The organism is Flavobacterium tructae (genome assembly GCF_002217475.1).
Lineage (GTDB): Bacteria > Bacteroidota > Bacteroidia > Flavobacteriales > Flavobacteriaceae > Flavobacterium > Flavobacterium tructae.
This window is the reverse complement of record NZ_MUHH01000016.1, coordinates 94,618-109,746: the sequence shown is the minus strand read 5'-3', so window position 1 is coordinate 109,746 and position 15,129 is coordinate 94,618. Positions and strand designations below refer to the sequence as shown.

Genomic DNA, 15,129 nt, shown 5'->3' with positions numbered 1-15,129 from the left:
TTAGATTTTTAGATGTTAGACTTCTTAGATCTTAGAAAAGGCATAAAAGAAAACCCGTTTCAAATGAAACGGGTTTTCTTTTATAACATCCCAGCCAAAATCTAACATCTAAAAATCTAAGAAGTCTAAGCCAGTCTAAAAAATCTAACGAAGAACAACTTCTTTCACCACCTCACGACCTAACTCCTCGTTGATCATTTTTACAATCTTGCTTTTACCGTGACTTAATTCTTCACGCAAAACTGCCGATCCCAGCTCGACATACAATGTACTTCCTTTCAGAACAACATTTTTGGTATACGTATTCACACCATTCCCCATCAACTGCCTCCAGGCCTCTTTTACATCAATCTGGTCCATTCCGGCACCTAACTTATTCACTTGGATAATCTGCTGCAAAACAGCTCCAATCGTGCTTTCACTATTTAGTCTTTTTGCCATCGTTTAATAAATTTACTGGTCCGGTTTTTTTATAATGATATTCTTTATTCTGATCGTTCTTTACTACAAAAGTCTCCTCAGAAATAGAAATCAGTTCTTCACTCCACTTTGCATAATCTGTTTTATAATCCAGGAAAACCTGATCTCCTTTAAATCGAACCGATACATCTTCAAAAGTATCTGTTGTTAAAAAAGTTCCATCCAGCTGCGCCATCACCTTGGTTCGTGTTCCTTTAGTTCCTTTGATATTGAAATAATCGAAATTTTCGTTCATTCCGTAATCTTTGTCCTCCCCTTTATCAAAAACTACTTTCTCAATTTCCCAGTATCCATTCAGTTTTGCAATATCAGCAGGTTTAATTTCTTGTTTACAGCTTATTAACAAAAGCGATAAAACCAAAATCATAAAAGTGTTTTTCATACTATAATTTTTAAAATTCTATTTTTCCCTTTTCTCCTGAAAAAGATCCCGCCCAAAAAAAACAATTATCGGTCATGTTACTTCATTTTTACAGTAAATAGTACCAAAAAAAACACCGTTTTCCTGTGGACTAAAATTTCTCTTTTCAAAAGAAAGATGAACCTGCAAAGTTAAACTTAAAAACCTCATAAGAAGCAAAAAATCACAAAACCATTTAAACTATTTTATATCTTTCTGGTCAAACCTCAAACCAAAATAAAAAAGCATGACCAAAGCTATTTACACCATACTGATTGCTATCCTCTTAACAGGCTGCAGCAAAGATTCATCTGAATCAGAACCAATTACAGTTCCCGCAGAAAACATGTATTTCCCTCCAATAACCGGAACAAACTGGGAAACAAAGTCAATCGCTGATCTTAAATGGAATCAGGCTGCTGTTCAGCCGCTTTTAGATTATCTGGAACTAAAACATTCCAAGTCGTTCATTATACTGGTCAACGGGCGAATTGTTTTAGAAAACTATTTTAACGGGCATTCGGCAACTACCAATTGGTATTGGGCCAGCGCCGGAAAAACATTAACCTCTACTGTTACAGGAATTGCCCAACAAGAAAATTTGCTTACTATCAATAATAAAGTTTCTCAGTATTTGGGAGAAGGATGGACAAGTGAAACTTTACCCAAAGAAAATTTAATCACCTGTAAACATTTATTGACTATGACCTCCGGGCTCGATGACAGCACAGACGATGTAAATCCTGCTAATCTAGTCTATAAAGCCGATGCAGGAACAAGATGGGCCTATCACAATGTTTATGTAAAACTACAAGATGTTGTTGCAAAAGCAAGCGCACAAAGCTGGGAAAATTATTTCAACACCAAATTAAGAGACAAAATCGGGATGAATGGAAATTGGGTACAAATTGGCGCCAATAGTGTTTACACCAGTACCTCCAGAAGTATGGCGCGTTTTGGACTTTTAATGCTGAACAAAGGAAAATGGGAAAACAACACAATACTCAACGAGGCATATTTTAATGAAGCAACCACAACTTCTCAGAATATCAATTTAGGATACGGTTATTTATGGTGGCTGAACGGAAAAAGTTCTTATCACTTACCACAATCACAACTTACTTTTCAGGGAAGTATAATCCCAAGCGGACCAACCGATATGTTTATGGCCTTAGGTAAAAATGACCAAAAAATATATGTCATACCCGGTAAAAAAATGGTAGTTATCAGAATGGGAGACGCTGCAGACAATGTTAATCTTGCTTTATCGGATTTTGACAAAACTTTATGGGAGAAAATTAATGCTTTGTATCAGTAATAAAAAAGCTTTAAATAGAAATGCTTTCGAAAACATTACTATTTAAAGCTTGTTATTTTTTTGAAATAATATCTGTGTGATACTATTAACGATTAGTTCGCATTCTTTTAAAAACTCCTAAAAAGAATAAAACTATTCCGATTACCAGCAAAGCATAATAAACCGAAAGATTACTATCTTTCAATACATTTGCTAAAACAAAACATATCACACTGGCAAAATAAAAAGCTATCGCTGATATATTTTTTAAAGATTCGAAACCCATTATAAATTATTTAAAAAAACTATCTACAAATTCATACTTATTAAAGACCTGAAGATCTTCAATTCCTTCTCCAACACCGATGTATTTTACAGGAATCTGAAACTGGTCAGAAATCCCAATTACCACACCGCCTTTGGCTGTTCCGTCCAGTTTAGTTACAGCAAGAGAAGTCACTTCGGTGGCAGCCGTAAATTGTTTGGCCTGCTCGAAAGCATTTTGCCCTGTAGAACCGTCTAAAACTAAAAGTACATCATGCGGAGCATCTTCTACAACCTTTTGCATGACACGTTTTACTTTTGTAAGCTCATTCATCAAATTGATTTTATTGTGCAAACGTCCGGCTGTATCTATAATCACCACATCGGCATTTTGCGCTACGGCAGATTGCAGCGTGTCGAAAGCGACAGAAGCAGGATCACTCCCCATATTTTGTCTCACAATTGGAACATCTACACGGTCTGCCCAAACCTGCAATTGATCGATAGCAGCAGCACGAAAAGTATCGGCAGCTCCTAAAACGACTTTATAACCGGATTTTTTAAACTGGTACGCTAATTTACCAATTGTAGTAGTCTTACCTACTCCATTAACTCCTACAACCATTAAAACGTATGGTTTTTTATTTTTTGGAATCTCAAATTCCGTTGCTTCGCCTGTATTGGTTTCAGACAATAAAGCACCTATTTCTTCGCGAAGAATCTGATTCAGTTCATCTGTTCCTAAATATTTATCTGCAGCAACACGTTTCTCGATTCTGGAGATTACTTTCAGCGTTGTGTTTACTCCAACATCAGAAGCTACTAAAATCTCTTCCAGATCATCCAGAACATCATCGTCGACTTTAGATTTTCCCGCAACAGCTTTGCTTAACTTGGAGAAAAAACTAGTTTTTGATTTTTCAAGACCTTTGTCTAAAGTCTCTTTCTTATCAGTAGAGAATAATTTTTTAAAAAAACTCATTTTTTATAGGTTGTTAGTTTTTTAGATTATGGGATAATAAAACCCAAATAATCTTTAATCTTTAAAGAAACTTAAAATTAGTCATGTTTCTTTAAATTTTAGACAAATATAAAAAATAAAAAAGCTACTTCCGAATGAAAGTAGCTTTTCTATATACTGTGATTGTTATTATTTCTTTTTCAAGAACTCATCAACTTCTTCAGGAGCCATAATAGATTCTACGAATGTATATGCACCAGTTTTAGGAGATTTTACCATTTTGATGGCTTTTGATAATCTCTTAGAAGATGTTTGTAACGATGCTACGGTTTTCTTTGCCATGATTCAAATGTTATTTGAAATTTTTAATTTAAATAAAAATCTCTAATTAATTACTTAATTTCTTTATGAACAGTTACACGTTTCAAGATTGGATTAAATTTTTTAATCTCTAATCTGTCCGGAGTATTTTTCTTGTTCTTAGTTGTTATGTATCTTGAAGTACCTGCAACACCAGAAGTCTTGTGTTCAGTACATTCTAAAATCACCTGGATTCTATTACCTTTCTTTGCCATCTTGCTATATATTTATTTAGGAAAAGATTATTTGATAAATCCTTCTGACTGTGCTTTTTTCAAAACAGCAGTGATTCCATTTTTATTAATTGTTTTTATCGTAGATGCTGCTACTCTAAGAGTAATCCATCTATCTTCTTCTGGAAGATAAAAACGCTTTTTAACTAAGTTTACAGAAAACTTTCTCTTAGTTTTGTTCATAGCGTGAGAAACGTTATTTCCTACCATCGCTCTTTTACCTGTAAGGTCACAAACTCTTGACATTATACTTTACTTTTATCGTTATTCAAAATCAGGGTGCAAAGAAAAGAAAAATAAACCATTGTAGCAAAAAATTATTGCACAATTTTTAAAATTTCTTTCTTCAAAATTTCTAAACTCTTATTCACTGCTCTATCTATCACTTTTTCACGGGGTTGACCAAAGTTGAATTCTTCTACGATTATACCCTCCGGAGTTGCTAAAGCGATAAAAACAGCTCCAATTTCAGCTTGAGAGTCTCCTTTTGTCGGTCCGGCGTTCCCGGTTGTCGCAATTGCATAATCTGTTTTCAGCATCTCCTTCACATTCAAAGCCATAGCCGACGCAACCTCAGCACTTACCACCGAAAACTTGTCAACCAAATCCTGCGAAACCCCAAGAACATTGACCTTCGCCTCTGTTGCATAGGAAACCACACTGCCTTTAAAATAAGCAGAAGCTCCCGGAATTGCCGACAAAATGGAGGCAATTTTTCCTCCGGTAAAACTTTCGGCAGTTGAGATCGTTCTATTTTGTTTGGTTAAAATTTTTCCAATTACCGTTTCAATAGTTTCGTTTTCCTCATAACCCACTATGATATCATGAATTATAACATCTAAAGATTTTACATTTTCTTCAATTGCAGCTTCAAGCTCTTCTTTATTGGTTCCTCTCGCCGACAAGCGCAAACGCACTCGCCCGGGATTGGGCAGATAGGCCAACTTGATAAATTCCGGCAGATTATTCTCCCAGTCTTCGATACGTTCCGCAACTAAACTCTCGCCCTGACCATAAGTCAAAATTGTCTTATGAATGATATACGGACGTTTGTACTCGCGAATTATTTTAGGAATTATTTCTTCTTCGACTAAATACTTCATTTCATACGGGACTCCCGGAAGCGAAACAAAAACAGTGTCTTCTTTCTTCATCCACATGCCCGGAGCCGTCCCCACTTTGTTGTGCAAAACGGTACACTTAGAAGGAACCAGAGCCTGATCTTTATTTAACTGCGAAATTGGACGTTTGTAAAAACCTTCAATTAACTCTGTCACGTGAGCCAAAACTTTAGCATCCATCACCAGCTCATCCTCAAAATACTCGCAAAAAGTTTTTCTTGTAACGTCATCTTTTGTAGGCCCCAAACCACCGGTTACAATAACCAGATCAACTTTGTTCTGCAGTTGGGCAAATGTGTCTAAAATATGTTTTTTATCGTCACTTATCGAAATCATTTCATGAACTTCGACACCAATGCGATCCAGTGATTTTGCAATAAAACCCGAGTTAGTATCTACAATCTGACCTATTAAAATTTCATCTCCAATAGTAATAATGCTTGCTTTCATAGCTGTGAATTATTTTTACTTATCGTAAGTCCAATTATTATAATAAAGAATATTATTGCCGTGATTTTATACGAATGCCAGATACGGCTTGCTTTTGCAAAAAAAAAAAGAATCACATCAAAGATTTACACATCAAAGTCTTTTTTAATCTCTTTGATGGCTTCTTTTACCTGTAACTTAATACTCTTAAAAGTTTCGATAATTTCTTTTTTCTTGCCTTCGGCTTTGGTCCAGGCTTCTACCTGAAGAATTTCCTCAAAAGCAACATTCAACCCCATTAAGTCCAATGTAGGTTTTATTTTATGTGCATAAGAATAGGCATACTTATGATCCTTCTTTTTAATCCCTTCTTTGATTTGTTTTAAATCTTCAGGAACTTCCGTAACAAACAATTTAAGAATTTCATTTACAAATTCCGGATCATTGTCTGAAAGCGCATATACTTTCGAAAGGTTGTATTTTAAAGCCATTACTTTACTTGTATTCTGAATAATTTTTTATCTTCTAAAAAGCCTTCTAAAACGTCATTCGGCTTAACCGCAGCAACACCTTCCGGTGTTCCTGTAAAAATAATATCTCCAATTTTTAATGTAAAAAACTGCGATACATACGAAACAAGCTCATCAATTTTCCAAAGCATGAAACTCGTATTTCCTTTTTGAACGGTTTCAGAATTTTTCGTCAGCTCAAATGTAAGATTTTCCATCGAAACAAAATCACTCTTTGGCAAAAACTCTCCAATAACCGCAGAGCCATCAAAAGCTTTTGCTTTTTCCCACGGCAATCCTTTCTCTTTTAATTTTTCCTGTAAATCTCTGGCTGTAAAGTCAATTCCAACACTAATTTCGTCATAGTACTTGTGTGCAAATTTAGGTTCGATGTATTTTCCAACCTTACTAATTTTAACAATTACTTCTAATTCGTGATGAATTTCTTCAGAAAATTCGGGGATTACAAACGGATGCTGTTTCAATAAAACTGCCGAATCCGGTTTCATAAAGACCACCGGTTCTGTGGGACGCTCGTTTTTTAGCTCTTCAATATGATTGGTATAATTTCTACCGATACAGATGATTTTCATTTTTCTATAGATTCTAAGATTCTAAGCCACTAAGGCTCTAAGAAACTATGCAAAAAACTTAGCACCTTAGAGCCTTAGGGACTCAGAGCCTTACTTCGTATTTAACTTTCTTAATTTAATAGCCGTAAGTACTTTTTTGGTATACAAAGGAAAATCGGCATTTTGAATCCAGCTGAAATAGCCAGGCTCACTTTCTAAGACTTTCTCCACTTTAGCACCTTTGTGTTTTCCGAAAGTAAAAATTTCTTCGTTGTCTTTATCAAAAGCAATCATTCCGGCAAAATCAGCGATTTTTTTACGGGTGGTAAATTCAGACAACGATTTCATATCGTTTTCCAATTCCGGATAACGGTCTAATTGTGCTTTTAGGATTTCGTAGGTCGCCATTGTATCAGCTTCTGCAGAATGTGCATTCTCCAGACTCTTTCCACAATAGAATTTCAATGCAGCACTTAAAGTACGCTCTTCCATTTTATGAAAAATCGTCTGCACATCTACCGAAACTTTGTTTTTCATATCAAAATCAACTCCGGCACGCAGCAATTCTTCTGCTAATAACGGAATATCAAACCGATCTGAATTAAAACCGCCCAAATCACTGTCTTTAATCATATTATAAACCTGTGGCGCCAATTCTGCGAAAGTAGGCTCGTTTGCTACTTTTTCATCTGTGATACCATGAACAGCAGTTGTTTGCGGCGGAATTGGAATCGTAGGATTCACTAACCAGGTTTTACTTTCTTTATTTCCGTTTGGAAAAACTTTGAATATCGAAATTTCTACAATTCGATCTTTACCGATATCAATTCCGGTTGTTTCAAGATCAAAAAAGCAAATTGGTTTGTTGAGTTTGAGTTCCATTTTTAATTTTTATAAGATTACAAATGTAATTTTTAAAGCCGAAATTCCTCTTCTATTCTTGACTTTTTTAAACAAAAAGGGCCGCAATCCAGCGATTTTAACTTTTAAATGGATTCTCAAAGTCGGCATCTGTTTGTTTTCTTAACCTTTTCTTACAAAACAAAAAACCCGGGAATTTATCCAAATTCCCGGGTTCAAATTATTTTTAAAACAGAATTTAAAAATCTCTGTTCACATCAAAAGCTTCTAAATATTCAGCTACTCTTTTCACAAAACTTCCTCCCAGAGCACCATCTACTACTCTATGATCGTAAGAATGTGATAAGAACATTTTTTGACGGATTCCGATAAAATCTCCTTCCGGAGTTTCGATAACCGCAGGTACTTTGCGAATAGCTCCCAAAGCCAGGATTCCAACTTGCGGCTGATTGATAATTGGAGTTCCGAAAACACTTCCGAAAGTTCCAACATTAGTCACCGTGTAAGTTCCGCCTTGCGTATCGTCCGGTTTTAGTTTTCCAGCTTTTGCACGGTTTCCTAAATCGTTCACCGCTTTGGCCATTCCAACCAAATTCAGCTGATCTGCATTTTTAATTACCGGAACAATTAAGTTTCCGTTTGGTAAAGCTGCCGCCATACCTAAATTTATATTTTTCTTTTTGATGATGTACTCACCATCAACAGAAATATTCATTCCAGGAAAATCTTTTAAAGCTTTAGCAACCGCTTCCATCATAATTGGAGTAAACGTAAGCTTCTCACCTTCTCTCTTCTCGAAAGCACTTTTTACTTTATCTCTCCATTTTACAATGTTAGTCACATCTACTTCAATAAACGATTGTACGTGTGCCGAAGTTTGTACCGAAGCTACCATGTAACCTGAAATCAGCTTACGCATTCTGTCCATTTCAACGATTTCATCGCCTCCGTTTACAGATACCGGAACAGCTTGCTGGCTTTTTTGAACCGGAGCTACAGGCTGAACTGTTTTTGGAGCTTCTACAACTGCTTGCGGAGCCTGAACACCTGATTTACGGGTTTCAATATATTTTAGAATATCTTCTTTTGTTACGCGACCGTCCTTACCTGAACCTGCAATACTTTCTAATTCAGCAACAGAAATACCTTCTTCTTTAGCAATATTTTTTACTAATGGAGAAAAGAATTTATCCGATCCTGAAAAATCCTGCGGTGCAGCTACAGCATCTTTCGCAACTTCGATAGTTTTTTCGATTTCAGTAACTTCTGCCGGAGCAGCGGTCTCTACTGCCTTAACAGCCGGTGCATCACCTTCTGTTTCAATAATTGCAATAGTTTGTCCTACCTGAACCAAATCGTCTTTACCGAACAATTGCTCAATCAAAACTCCTGATACCTCGCTTGGTACTTCACTATCAACCTTATCGGTTGCGATTTCCAGTACTGCTTCATCAGCTTCAATTTTGTCTCCAACTTCTTTCAACCAGTTTGTAATAGTTGCTTCAGCGACACTTTCTCCCATTTTAGGAAGTTTCAATTCAAATCTTGCCATATTGTTAATCTAAAAGGTGATTTTGATTTTCAGATTGCGAAATTACTGAATATTTTGAATATAAATTACACTTAATATAATTTTTTACTCGATTTTTACGATTTGCCCCCTGTCATTCCGTGAATTACTCCCAATAATAAAATTTGCATTTTTGGGGAAAATCTTAAAAGTAATGTTCTTATCTTTAAGAGTTTCTATGATTTTGATACATTTTTTGAATGAAACATACTGATTATCCAAAATAATCTCAACTCTTTTACCCTCAAAAAGCTGGCACGAATTTACCATTTTTTCTTTTTTGAAATCTAAAAAGCGAACTTTATTTTTTAGAATTTCAGGTAATTTTTCAGACAAAATTCGATTTGAAGAGTAAAAAATGACGCTTTCAGGTAAGGGTTTTGATTTTGTTTTTCCCTGAAACATTTTTACAAACGAAAAGAACCAAATACCAATTTGAATGAAAAATTCAAAAAACCATGATTTTCTGAAATGCTTCTGATAGAAAAAATTCATCGCCTCCTGGAAACGTTTCATGTATTTTTCGTCTTTTACCGTACTTTCTCCTTTATAATGCAAAACGGTCGTTCCGTGAAAATAATAATTCGATTTCTTTTTTTGCAGTGCCCGATACGACAAGTCAATATCATCGGCATACATGAAACATTCTTCGTCAAAACCTTCTAATTCAACGTACAAATCACGCGTCATTAACATGAAGGCTCCCACTAAAATATCAACTTTCCCACTTTCATTTGTACCTAAATGCTGGGCATAATACTGATTAAACCATTTCCAATTTGGAAAGATCTTATACAGTCCGAAAATTTTGGTAAAAGCTACCCAGGGAGTTGGAATTCCGCGTTTGCTTTCGGGTAAAAAAGCTCCCGTACCATCGATTAGTTTACAACCCACAATTCCTAAATTGACTTGTCTGTCAGCGAAATTCAGGATTTTCTTAAATGTATTTTCAGCAACAACAGTATCGGGATTCAGAATGCAAACGTACTTTCCTCGAGCCTCCGCTACTCCAATATTATTCCCTTTTGGGAAACCAAAGTTGGTATCATTCTGAATCAGTTTTACAGTTGGAAACTTACTTTTCATCATCAAACAACTCTCGTCTGACGAATTATTATCGACCACAATAATTTCTGCATCAAGTGACGAAATAGCTTCCTGAACACTTAAAACGCATTGTTCCAGAAAGTAACGCACATTATAATTGAGAATAATAACCGATAATTGCATGAAAAATAACGAAATAGATTTTTTGGAAAGTTAGAAATTTTCAGCCAATCCTGATGATAATGATCAGTCGATTTTACAAACATCAAAATAAGTCACCAGATTTCTAACTCGAAAAACTAAGACCAGAGTAAAAAACCAACTTGAAACATTCTGACTGAATCCGAAAGAAAAACAGCAATGCAATTCAAAAAAGCATATTTTTGATTAAAAAACTTCTGCATGGAAATCAAAACTCCAATTAAAGTTCCTTCTTTACTCGTACTAACAAGTATCATTTTTCTATTATCTGCCTTTACCCTTTTTAAAAGCCCAAAAATAAATTTAGTCCAAACCGCTACGTGGTATATTGCCGGCCCTGCTGTTGAGAGTCAGGAAACCATAAACCAGGTTCGGCAAGAAAAAGGGATTGTAAAAGTCACAGCAAAAGACAATCCATCGGGTGAAATTGAACTGAATGTTCTGATTACACCTTCTGATTCTAATGACGGTGCTCCGACCAATTTATCAGATGCTTCTAAATTTGTGAGCATTACGTATAAATCTTCTCACCTCATCAAACTTCAGGCGCGCGAAGGAAACGAAGAAGGAACCGGCTGCATACATGGTGGATCTCACCCAAGAGTTGACTTACCTGCTTCTCCTAATAAATTCAAAACAATCACAATTAAATGGACGGATTTCAGACAGGACGGTCTTCCAAACGGAAAACTTCTGAACATTCATAATTTATGCAAATTCAACTTTGTGAATTACCATCCGGTTTCGGGAGCTTTTTTAGAAATAAAATCAGTTACTCTTTAATCTTTAAGAAATATGAAAACAAAACTTTGTCTTTTACTTTTTACTGTTCTGTTCTTTTCAAATAACAGCTATAGTCAATCGAAAAAAATCGATATTAACGGCGTTTGGGAAGACATTAATCCGGGCGTACAGAATGCTATTGCCATCGTATCGGAACAAAACGGGAAGGTTATTTTCTCACATTACCTGGAATGGAAAGGGCAAAAATTTGTGGAAAGCGGCATAGGAAAAAGAACCGGAAACACCATTGTTTATACAGTAGAGGTCACCTTACCTATTGAGGGCTGGGCAAATCAGGGAACACATACTCTGATCTTGTCTGAAGATGGAAATACACTGGAAGGCACTTTTATCGACAACAAAAACAGAACGGGACCGATTTCGTTTAAAAGGGTACGCTGAGCGTTTGTTTTTGTTGAAGGGTTTCAGGTTTCAAGTTTCAGGTTCCTACTGCACCCAAAAACTAAAACTTGAAACTTGAAACCTGAAACTTGAAACCTAAAACTTGAAAATCCCCTCCCTCTACAAATGCAGCTGAATCTTGTACTTGTTACATATTTTCATCACATAAAGCATGATCGTCGAAAACACCAGCGACCAGATGATCCCCGGAACTCCTTCACGAAAATAACCCGGAATAATATGAATATTCAAAGCTTTGCAGAAATAATAAATAGCACCCGGTAAAATGTAAATCAGTAGCGGATTTGCAGCAGCGGGCATAAAGAAATTACTCCATTGGGTTTGTTTTTTAAGCTCCATAAGCCAATACAGAAAATAGAACAAAACCGTACAAATTCCGGCTGACAACAATGTCCAAGCAGGAGTACCCTGTATTTTTGAAATTCCATAATATTGACGCAGAAAAAATCCGAATGAGAAAAATAAAACAATGAACCCAATTACAGGCCAGTTGATTTTCTTTTCGATTTTTCGATCAAAAAACAATAATGAGATTATTATTCCTGCCGTTACCAAGGTGGCGTGTGTTAAATGTCCGGCGATAAAACGCAGCCACTCCGGTAAATGTAAACTTTGGGTCAAATTAGCGGAGTTTAGAGAAACACATACTATTAAAAAGACAATCATTGTCCACAATTTGCCTGAAACCAGCCAATAATAAATTACTGAAATAAGATACGCCCAGCCAATTAGCCCCAGAATTCCCCACCATTGAGGCGTCATACCAATAGTACCATCAATCTGGACATATAAAAAGTAAAGCGTTATCAGTACTGCTATTCCTCCATACTGAAGTATGCTTTTTAACCCAACCGGAAAATCTTTGCCATACTTATTCCAAATTGGAATTGGCATTGCGTAGGCCAGAAATCCCCAGAGTGCAGGTGTAATCATCATTTGTTCAGCATCATAACCGTCGGATGCATTGACCATAAAAACTCCCATAATGATGAGAGCCAAAGCTCTTTTTGAGGTATGCGTCCAAATCGTTCTTGCGCTATCTCCTTTAATCAATCGGGCATTAAATGCAAACGGAACTGACATTCCAACAATAAACAAGAAAGCCGGAAAAACTAAATCTACAAAAGTCATCGCATCAGCATCCGCCGGCATGTGTTTCATCCATTGAGGAACATTTACAACACTGGCCAGTTCATTTACAAAAATCATAACAAAAATTGTGATTCCGCGTAAAGCATCTATCGAAATGATCCTTTGATTGTATAAATTTTCTTTTACTTTCATAAATGGTTAGATTTTTAGGAATCTCAAATATAATATTTTTATGAAATGACCAATTGTATTAGTTTCATTAAAATTAATCCATCACAAATTCTTCTTATTTGCATACTTTTGCAACATGTTATCCTTTTTTAAATCAAAACCTCTTTTAAAAGATCTGCTTTCTGATCCTTACGTTGATATTCACTCACATGTATTACCCGGAATTGACGATGGCGCAAAAACCATAACCGATACCCTAAAACTTGTCCGCGCGTTTCAGGAAATGGGAGTTTCACAATTTACCACCACTCCGCATATCAATCATTATGTCTGGAATAATTCGGCTCAGATTATTACTGCAAAACAGGAAGAAACTAAACTTTTATTAGAAGAAAACCACATTCAAATTCCTTTTCAGGCTGCTGCAGAATATTTTATCGATGATTGGTTTGAAAATCATTTTAAAAATGAAAAGCTTCTCCCTTTAAAAGATAATTATGTACTGGTAGAGATCTCCTATCAAAACGCTCCTATCCATTTGTATAAAACTCTTTTTGAACTACAGGTGGCAGGATATATTCCGGTTCTGGCACATCCGGAACGTTATGTATACTATCGAAAAGATTTTAATGAATATCACAAACTAAAAAAGGCGGGGTGTTTGTTTCAATTAAATTTGTTGGCCGTAGTGGGCTATTATGGAGAGTACATTTGTAAAACCGCTGAAGAACTTCTTAAAAAGGGAATGTATGATTTTACCGGAACCGATGTGCATCACATGAATCACATCAGAGCTTTTGATCAGAAAATAAAAATCGACAGTATTGCCAACTTAAAAGAAGTCATTGCTAACAATCAGTTTTTTAAATTCTAGAGCGTACTAATAGGCGTTTTCTTCTCCCTTTACGATGTTGATGATCGTTTTTATAATGATTTTAATATCCAGCATCAGGCTCCAGTTCTCGATATACCAAATATCATATTCCACTCTGTTTTCCATATCAACCAATTCTTTGGTTTCACCGCGATAGCCATTGACCTGTGCCCAGCCGGTAATTCCGGGTTTGGCGTACTGACGCACTAAGTAATTATTAATCAAATCGCTGTATTCTTTGGCAAGGTTCACCATATGAGGTCTTGGCCCTACAACCGACATATCTCCCAGAAAAACATTGAAAAACTGTGGCAACTCATCAATACTGGTTTTACGAATAAAAGAACCAAATTTCGTAACACGGCTATCTCCTTTCTCAGCTTGTTTTTTATGAGCCAGACGATTCACACGCATACTCCTGAATTTATAACACATAAACGACCGGTTGTCGCGCCCCGATCTTTCCTGCTTGAAAAATACAGGTCCCGGCGATTCAATTTTAATGATCAGCATAATGACAGGAAACAGCCACGGAAACACGAACAAGATTACAGAAAGTGAAAAAACAACATCAAATACTTTTTTTATCAGTCGGTTCACGGCAAACTCCAAAGGTTCTGTCCGAAACATCAAAACCGGAGTATTTTCATAAAACGTTACTTCTACCTTACTGGATTTTGTGTACAGCTGAAAATCGGGAATAAACTTGATACGCACCATGTTTTGCTCACAAATCTGTGTGAGTTTATTTATGATCTCAATTTGATCAATATGCAGTGCCACATACATTTCGTCTACCTTTCTCTCAACAACAAACTTATGAATAGCATTAAAATCGCCTAGTATGTTAGCAGGGTCAATAATTGAGGAATCCCTTTTCTCATCAAAAAAACCTAAAAATTTATAACCATACGTCAGATCTTTTGCGAGTATCTTACGTATTCTTTCTCCTGACTCGTTTGCTCCGACAATAATAAATGTTTTAAAATTATACCCACGACTTCTGATGTACTTTAAAAGTTTCATGGACAAATAGCGCGAGATCATCAGTAATCCAAAAAAAATCAAATAAAAAGAAAGTAGTCTGAGTCTTGAAATGTCATTGTATTTGAGATACACCACAAAAATGGAAATCAAAGCAGCATGAATCACTAACTTCTTAACAGTTCTGACCAATATTGATTCGATAGGTTCTACTCTTACGCTTCGATTGGAATCATTTTGAAACAATAAGGCTACCCAAATTAAAATTGCCAATAATGAAACTGTACGCTCTTCCTTTGATAAAAGCTTATCTAAACCACCAAATCTTGTCAGTGCAGAAAGTACAGTTGCCAAATTTAACAACACAACATCAACGCAAACAAATAAAAGCTTGAAATAGCGCGAAAAACGATAATGCGACAGTTTCTGTAAAATTTCCATACTTTGGACTTATTCTTACTTTAAGCGAAATAAAACCTGATTAAAAATCAGTTAAA

The 15,129-nt window shown here is 35.8% G+C and carries 18 protein-coding genes; 4 read left to right on the top strand and 14 right to left on the bottom strand.

What is annotated here, in order from left to right:
- Positions 1 to 144: 144 nt before the first annotated feature.
- Together B0A80_RS04875 and B0A80_RS04870 are read right to left on the bottom strand one after the other, a co-directional pair.
- The gene (locus tag B0A80_RS04875; RefSeq protein WP_017495184.1) at positions 145 to 441 is read right to left on the bottom strand and encodes a DUF721 domain-containing protein; all 297 of its coding nucleotides are present in this window, start codon (positions 439 to 441) and stop codon (positions 145 to 147) included.
- Positions 422 to 862: a hypothetical protein gene (locus B0A80_RS04870; RefSeq protein WP_089076615.1), complete on the bottom strand. Its 441-nt coding sequence runs from the start codon at positions 860 to 862 to the stop codon at positions 422 to 424. Before B0A80_RS04870 ends, B0A80_RS04875 begins: the two co-directional genes overlap by 20 nt.
- Positions 863 to 1,127: 265 nt before the next feature.
- Here B0A80_RS04870 and B0A80_RS04865 point away from each other — a divergent pair, with 265 nt between their 5' ends.
- On the top strand, positions 1,128 to 2,198 hold the full coding sequence (locus B0A80_RS04865) for a serine hydrolase domain-containing protein (RefSeq protein ID WP_089076614.1): 1,071 nt from the start codon (positions 1,128 to 1,130) through the stop codon (positions 2,196 to 2,198).
- Positions 2,199 to 2,469: 271 nt separating this feature from the next.
- Here B0A80_RS04865 and ftsY read toward each other — a convergent pair whose 3' ends face one another.
- The 10 genes from ftsY to B0A80_RS04810 all read right to left on the bottom strand — a co-directional run bounded on the left by ftsY (position 2,470) and on the right by B0A80_RS04810 (position 10,287).
- Positions 2,470 to 3,423: a signal recognition particle-docking protein FtsY gene (ftsY, locus tag B0A80_RS04855; protein ID WP_017495180.1), complete on the bottom strand. Its 954-nt coding sequence runs from the start codon at positions 3,421 to 3,423 to the stop codon at positions 2,470 to 2,472.
- A gap of 168 nt (positions 3,424 to 3,591) precedes the next feature.
- Positions 3,592 to 3,744: a DUF4295 domain-containing protein gene (locus tag B0A80_RS04850; protein WP_008468081.1), complete on the bottom strand. Its 153-nt coding sequence runs from the start codon at positions 3,742 to 3,744 to the stop codon at positions 3,592 to 3,594.
- Between the two features lie 50 nt (positions 3,745 to 3,794).
- Positions 3,795 to 3,977: a 50S ribosomal protein L33 gene (gene rpmG / locus B0A80_RS04845; protein WP_017495179.1), complete on the bottom strand. Its 183-nt coding sequence runs from the start codon at positions 3,975 to 3,977 to the stop codon at positions 3,795 to 3,797.
- Positions 3,978 to 4,004: 27 nt separating this feature from the next.
- Complete coding sequence (gene rpmB, locus B0A80_RS04840; protein WP_008468080.1) at positions 4,005 to 4,241, bottom strand: 50S ribosomal protein L28; 237 nt, start codon at positions 4,239 to 4,241, stop codon at positions 4,005 to 4,007.
- A gap of 71 nt (positions 4,242 to 4,312) precedes the next feature.
- Positions 4,313 to 5,566 carry a CinA family nicotinamide mononucleotide deamidase-related protein gene (locus B0A80_RS04835; protein ID WP_089076613.1) on the bottom strand — a complete coding sequence of 418 codons (1,254 nt, stop codon included), beginning with the start codon at positions 5,564 to 5,566 and terminating at the stop codon, positions 4,313 to 4,315.
- Positions 5,567 to 5,691: 125 nt separating this feature from the next.
- The gene (locus tag B0A80_RS04830) at positions 5,692 to 6,036 is read right to left on the bottom strand and encodes an Hpt domain-containing protein (protein ID WP_017495177.1); all 345 of its coding nucleotides are present in this window, start codon (positions 6,034 to 6,036) and stop codon (positions 5,692 to 5,694) included.
- Complete coding sequence (locus B0A80_RS04825) at positions 6,036 to 6,647, bottom strand: fumarylacetoacetate hydrolase family protein (RefSeq protein WP_089076612.1); 612 nt, start codon at positions 6,645 to 6,647, stop codon at positions 6,036 to 6,038. The genes B0A80_RS04830 and B0A80_RS04825 overlap by 1 nt, the downstream gene beginning before the upstream one ends.
- Positions 6,648 to 6,737: 90 nt before the next feature.
- The gene (locus B0A80_RS04820; RefSeq protein WP_017495175.1) at positions 6,738 to 7,508 is read right to left on the bottom strand and encodes a 3'-5' exonuclease; all 771 of its coding nucleotides are present in this window, start codon (positions 7,506 to 7,508) and stop codon (positions 6,738 to 6,740) included.
- 217 nt (positions 7,509 to 7,725) lie between these two features.
- Positions 7,726 to 9,039 (bottom strand): dihydrolipoamide acetyltransferase family protein, encoded by a 1,314-nt coding sequence (locus tag B0A80_RS04815; protein WP_089076611.1) that lies wholly within the window; start codon positions 9,037 to 9,039, stop codon positions 7,726 to 7,728.
- An 84-nt stretch (positions 9,040 to 9,123) separates the two neighbouring features.
- Positions 9,124 to 10,287 carry a glycosyltransferase family 2 protein gene (locus B0A80_RS04810; RefSeq protein WP_089076610.1) on the bottom strand — a complete coding sequence of 388 codons (1,164 nt, stop codon included), beginning with the start codon at positions 10,285 to 10,287 and terminating at the stop codon, positions 9,124 to 9,126.
- Positions 10,288 to 10,506: 219 nt separating this feature from the next.
- On the opposite strand from B0A80_RS04810, the gene B0A80_RS04805 reads away from it, so the two are divergent.
- Both B0A80_RS04805 and B0A80_RS04800 read left to right on the top strand, forming a co-directional pair.
- Positions 10,507 to 11,088 (top strand): hypothetical protein, encoded by a 582-nt coding sequence (locus B0A80_RS04805; RefSeq protein WP_089076609.1) that lies wholly within the window; start codon positions 10,507 to 10,509, stop codon positions 11,086 to 11,088.
- Positions 11,089 to 11,100: 12 nt separating this feature from the next.
- Positions 11,101 to 11,490: a hypothetical protein gene (locus B0A80_RS04800; protein ID WP_089076608.1), complete on the top strand. Its 390-nt coding sequence runs from the start codon at positions 11,101 to 11,103 to the stop codon at positions 11,488 to 11,490.
- 120 nt (positions 11,491 to 11,610) lie between these two features.
- On the opposite strand, the gene B0A80_RS04795 is transcribed toward B0A80_RS04800, so the two are convergent.
- On the bottom strand, positions 11,611 to 12,795 hold the full coding sequence (locus tag B0A80_RS04795) for a DUF5009 domain-containing protein (RefSeq protein ID WP_089076607.1): 1,185 nt from the start codon (positions 12,793 to 12,795) through the stop codon (positions 11,611 to 11,613).
- A gap of 115 nt (positions 12,796 to 12,910) precedes the next feature.
- On the opposite strand from B0A80_RS04795, the gene B0A80_RS04790 reads away from it, so the two are divergent.
- On the top strand, positions 12,911 to 13,648 hold the full coding sequence (locus B0A80_RS04790) for a tyrosine-protein phosphatase (RefSeq protein ID WP_089076606.1): 738 nt from the start codon (positions 12,911 to 12,913) through the stop codon (positions 13,646 to 13,648).
- A 6-nt stretch (positions 13,649 to 13,654) separates the two neighbouring features.
- Here the strand turns inward: B0A80_RS04790 and B0A80_RS04785 are convergent, their stop codons facing one another.
- The gene (locus B0A80_RS04785; protein ID WP_089076605.1) at positions 13,655 to 15,073 is read right to left on the bottom strand and encodes an undecaprenyl-phosphate glucose phosphotransferase; all 1,419 of its coding nucleotides are present in this window, start codon (positions 15,071 to 15,073) and stop codon (positions 13,655 to 13,657) included.
- Positions 15,074 to 15,129 lie beyond the last annotated feature (56 nt).

Excerpts from the sequence above, each read along its gene's own strand:
- rpmB (WP_008468080.1), bottom strand. The coding sequence starts at position 4,241 with ATGTCAAGAGTTTGTGACCTTACAGGTAAAAGAGCGATGGTAGGAAAT.
- rpmG (WP_017495179.1), bottom strand. The coding sequence starts at position 3,977 with ATGGCAAAGAAAGGTAATAGAATCCAGGTGATTTTAGAATGTACTGAA.
- B0A80_RS04825 (WP_089076612.1), bottom strand. The coding sequence starts at position 6,647 with ATGAAAATCATCTGTATCGGTAGAAATTATACCAATCATATTGAAGAG.
- B0A80_RS04835 (WP_089076613.1), bottom strand. The coding sequence starts at position 5,566 with ATGAAAGCAAGCATTATTACTATTGGAGATGAAATTTTAATAGGTCAG.
- B0A80_RS04850 (WP_008468081.1), bottom strand. The coding sequence starts at position 3,744 with ATGGCAAAGAAAACCGTAGCATCGTTACAAACATCTTCTAAGAGATTA.
- B0A80_RS04870 (WP_089076615.1), bottom strand. The coding sequence starts at position 862 with ATGAAAAACACTTTTATGATTTTGGTTTTATCGCTTTTGTTAATAAGC.
- B0A80_RS04815 (WP_089076611.1), bottom strand. The coding sequence starts at position 9,039 with ATGGCAAGATTTGAATTGAAACTTCCTAAAATGGGAGAAAGTGTCGCT.
- B0A80_RS04875 (WP_017495184.1), bottom strand. The coding sequence starts at position 441 with ATGGCAAAAAGACTAAATAGTGAAAGCACGATTGGAGCTGTTTTGCAG.
- B0A80_RS04820 (WP_017495175.1), bottom strand. The coding sequence starts at position 7,508 with ATGGAACTCAAACTCAACAAACCAATTTGCTTTTTTGATCTTGAAACA.
- B0A80_RS04810 (WP_089076610.1), bottom strand. The coding sequence starts at position 10,287 with ATGCAATTATCGGTTATTATTCTCAATTATAATGTGCGTTACTTTCTG.
- ftsY (WP_017495180.1), bottom strand. The coding sequence starts at position 3,423 with ATGAGTTTTTTTAAAAAATTATTCTCTACTGATAAGAAAGAGACTTTA.
- B0A80_RS04800 (WP_089076608.1), top strand. The coding sequence starts at position 11,101 with ATGAAAACAAAACTTTGTCTTTTACTTTTTACTGTTCTGTTCTTTTCA.
- B0A80_RS04795 (WP_089076607.1), bottom strand. The coding sequence starts at position 12,795 with ATGAAAGTAAAAGAAAATTTATACAATCAAAGGATCATTTCGATAGAT.
- B0A80_RS04785 (WP_089076605.1), bottom strand. The coding sequence starts at position 15,073 with ATGGAAATTTTACAGAAACTGTCGCATTATCGTTTTTCGCGCTATTTC.
- B0A80_RS04790 (WP_089076606.1), top strand. The coding sequence starts at position 12,911 with ATGTTATCCTTTTTTAAATCAAAACCTCTTTTAAAAGATCTGCTTTCT.
- B0A80_RS04830 (WP_017495177.1), bottom strand. The coding sequence starts at position 6,036 with ATGGCTTTAAAATACAACCTTTCGAAAGTATATGCGCTTTCAGACAAT.
- B0A80_RS04865 (WP_089076614.1), top strand. The coding sequence starts at position 1,128 with ATGACCAAAGCTATTTACACCATACTGATTGCTATCCTCTTAACAGGC.
- B0A80_RS04805 (WP_089076609.1), top strand. The coding sequence starts at position 10,507 with ATGGAAATCAAAACTCCAATTAAAGTTCCTTCTTTACTCGTACTAACA.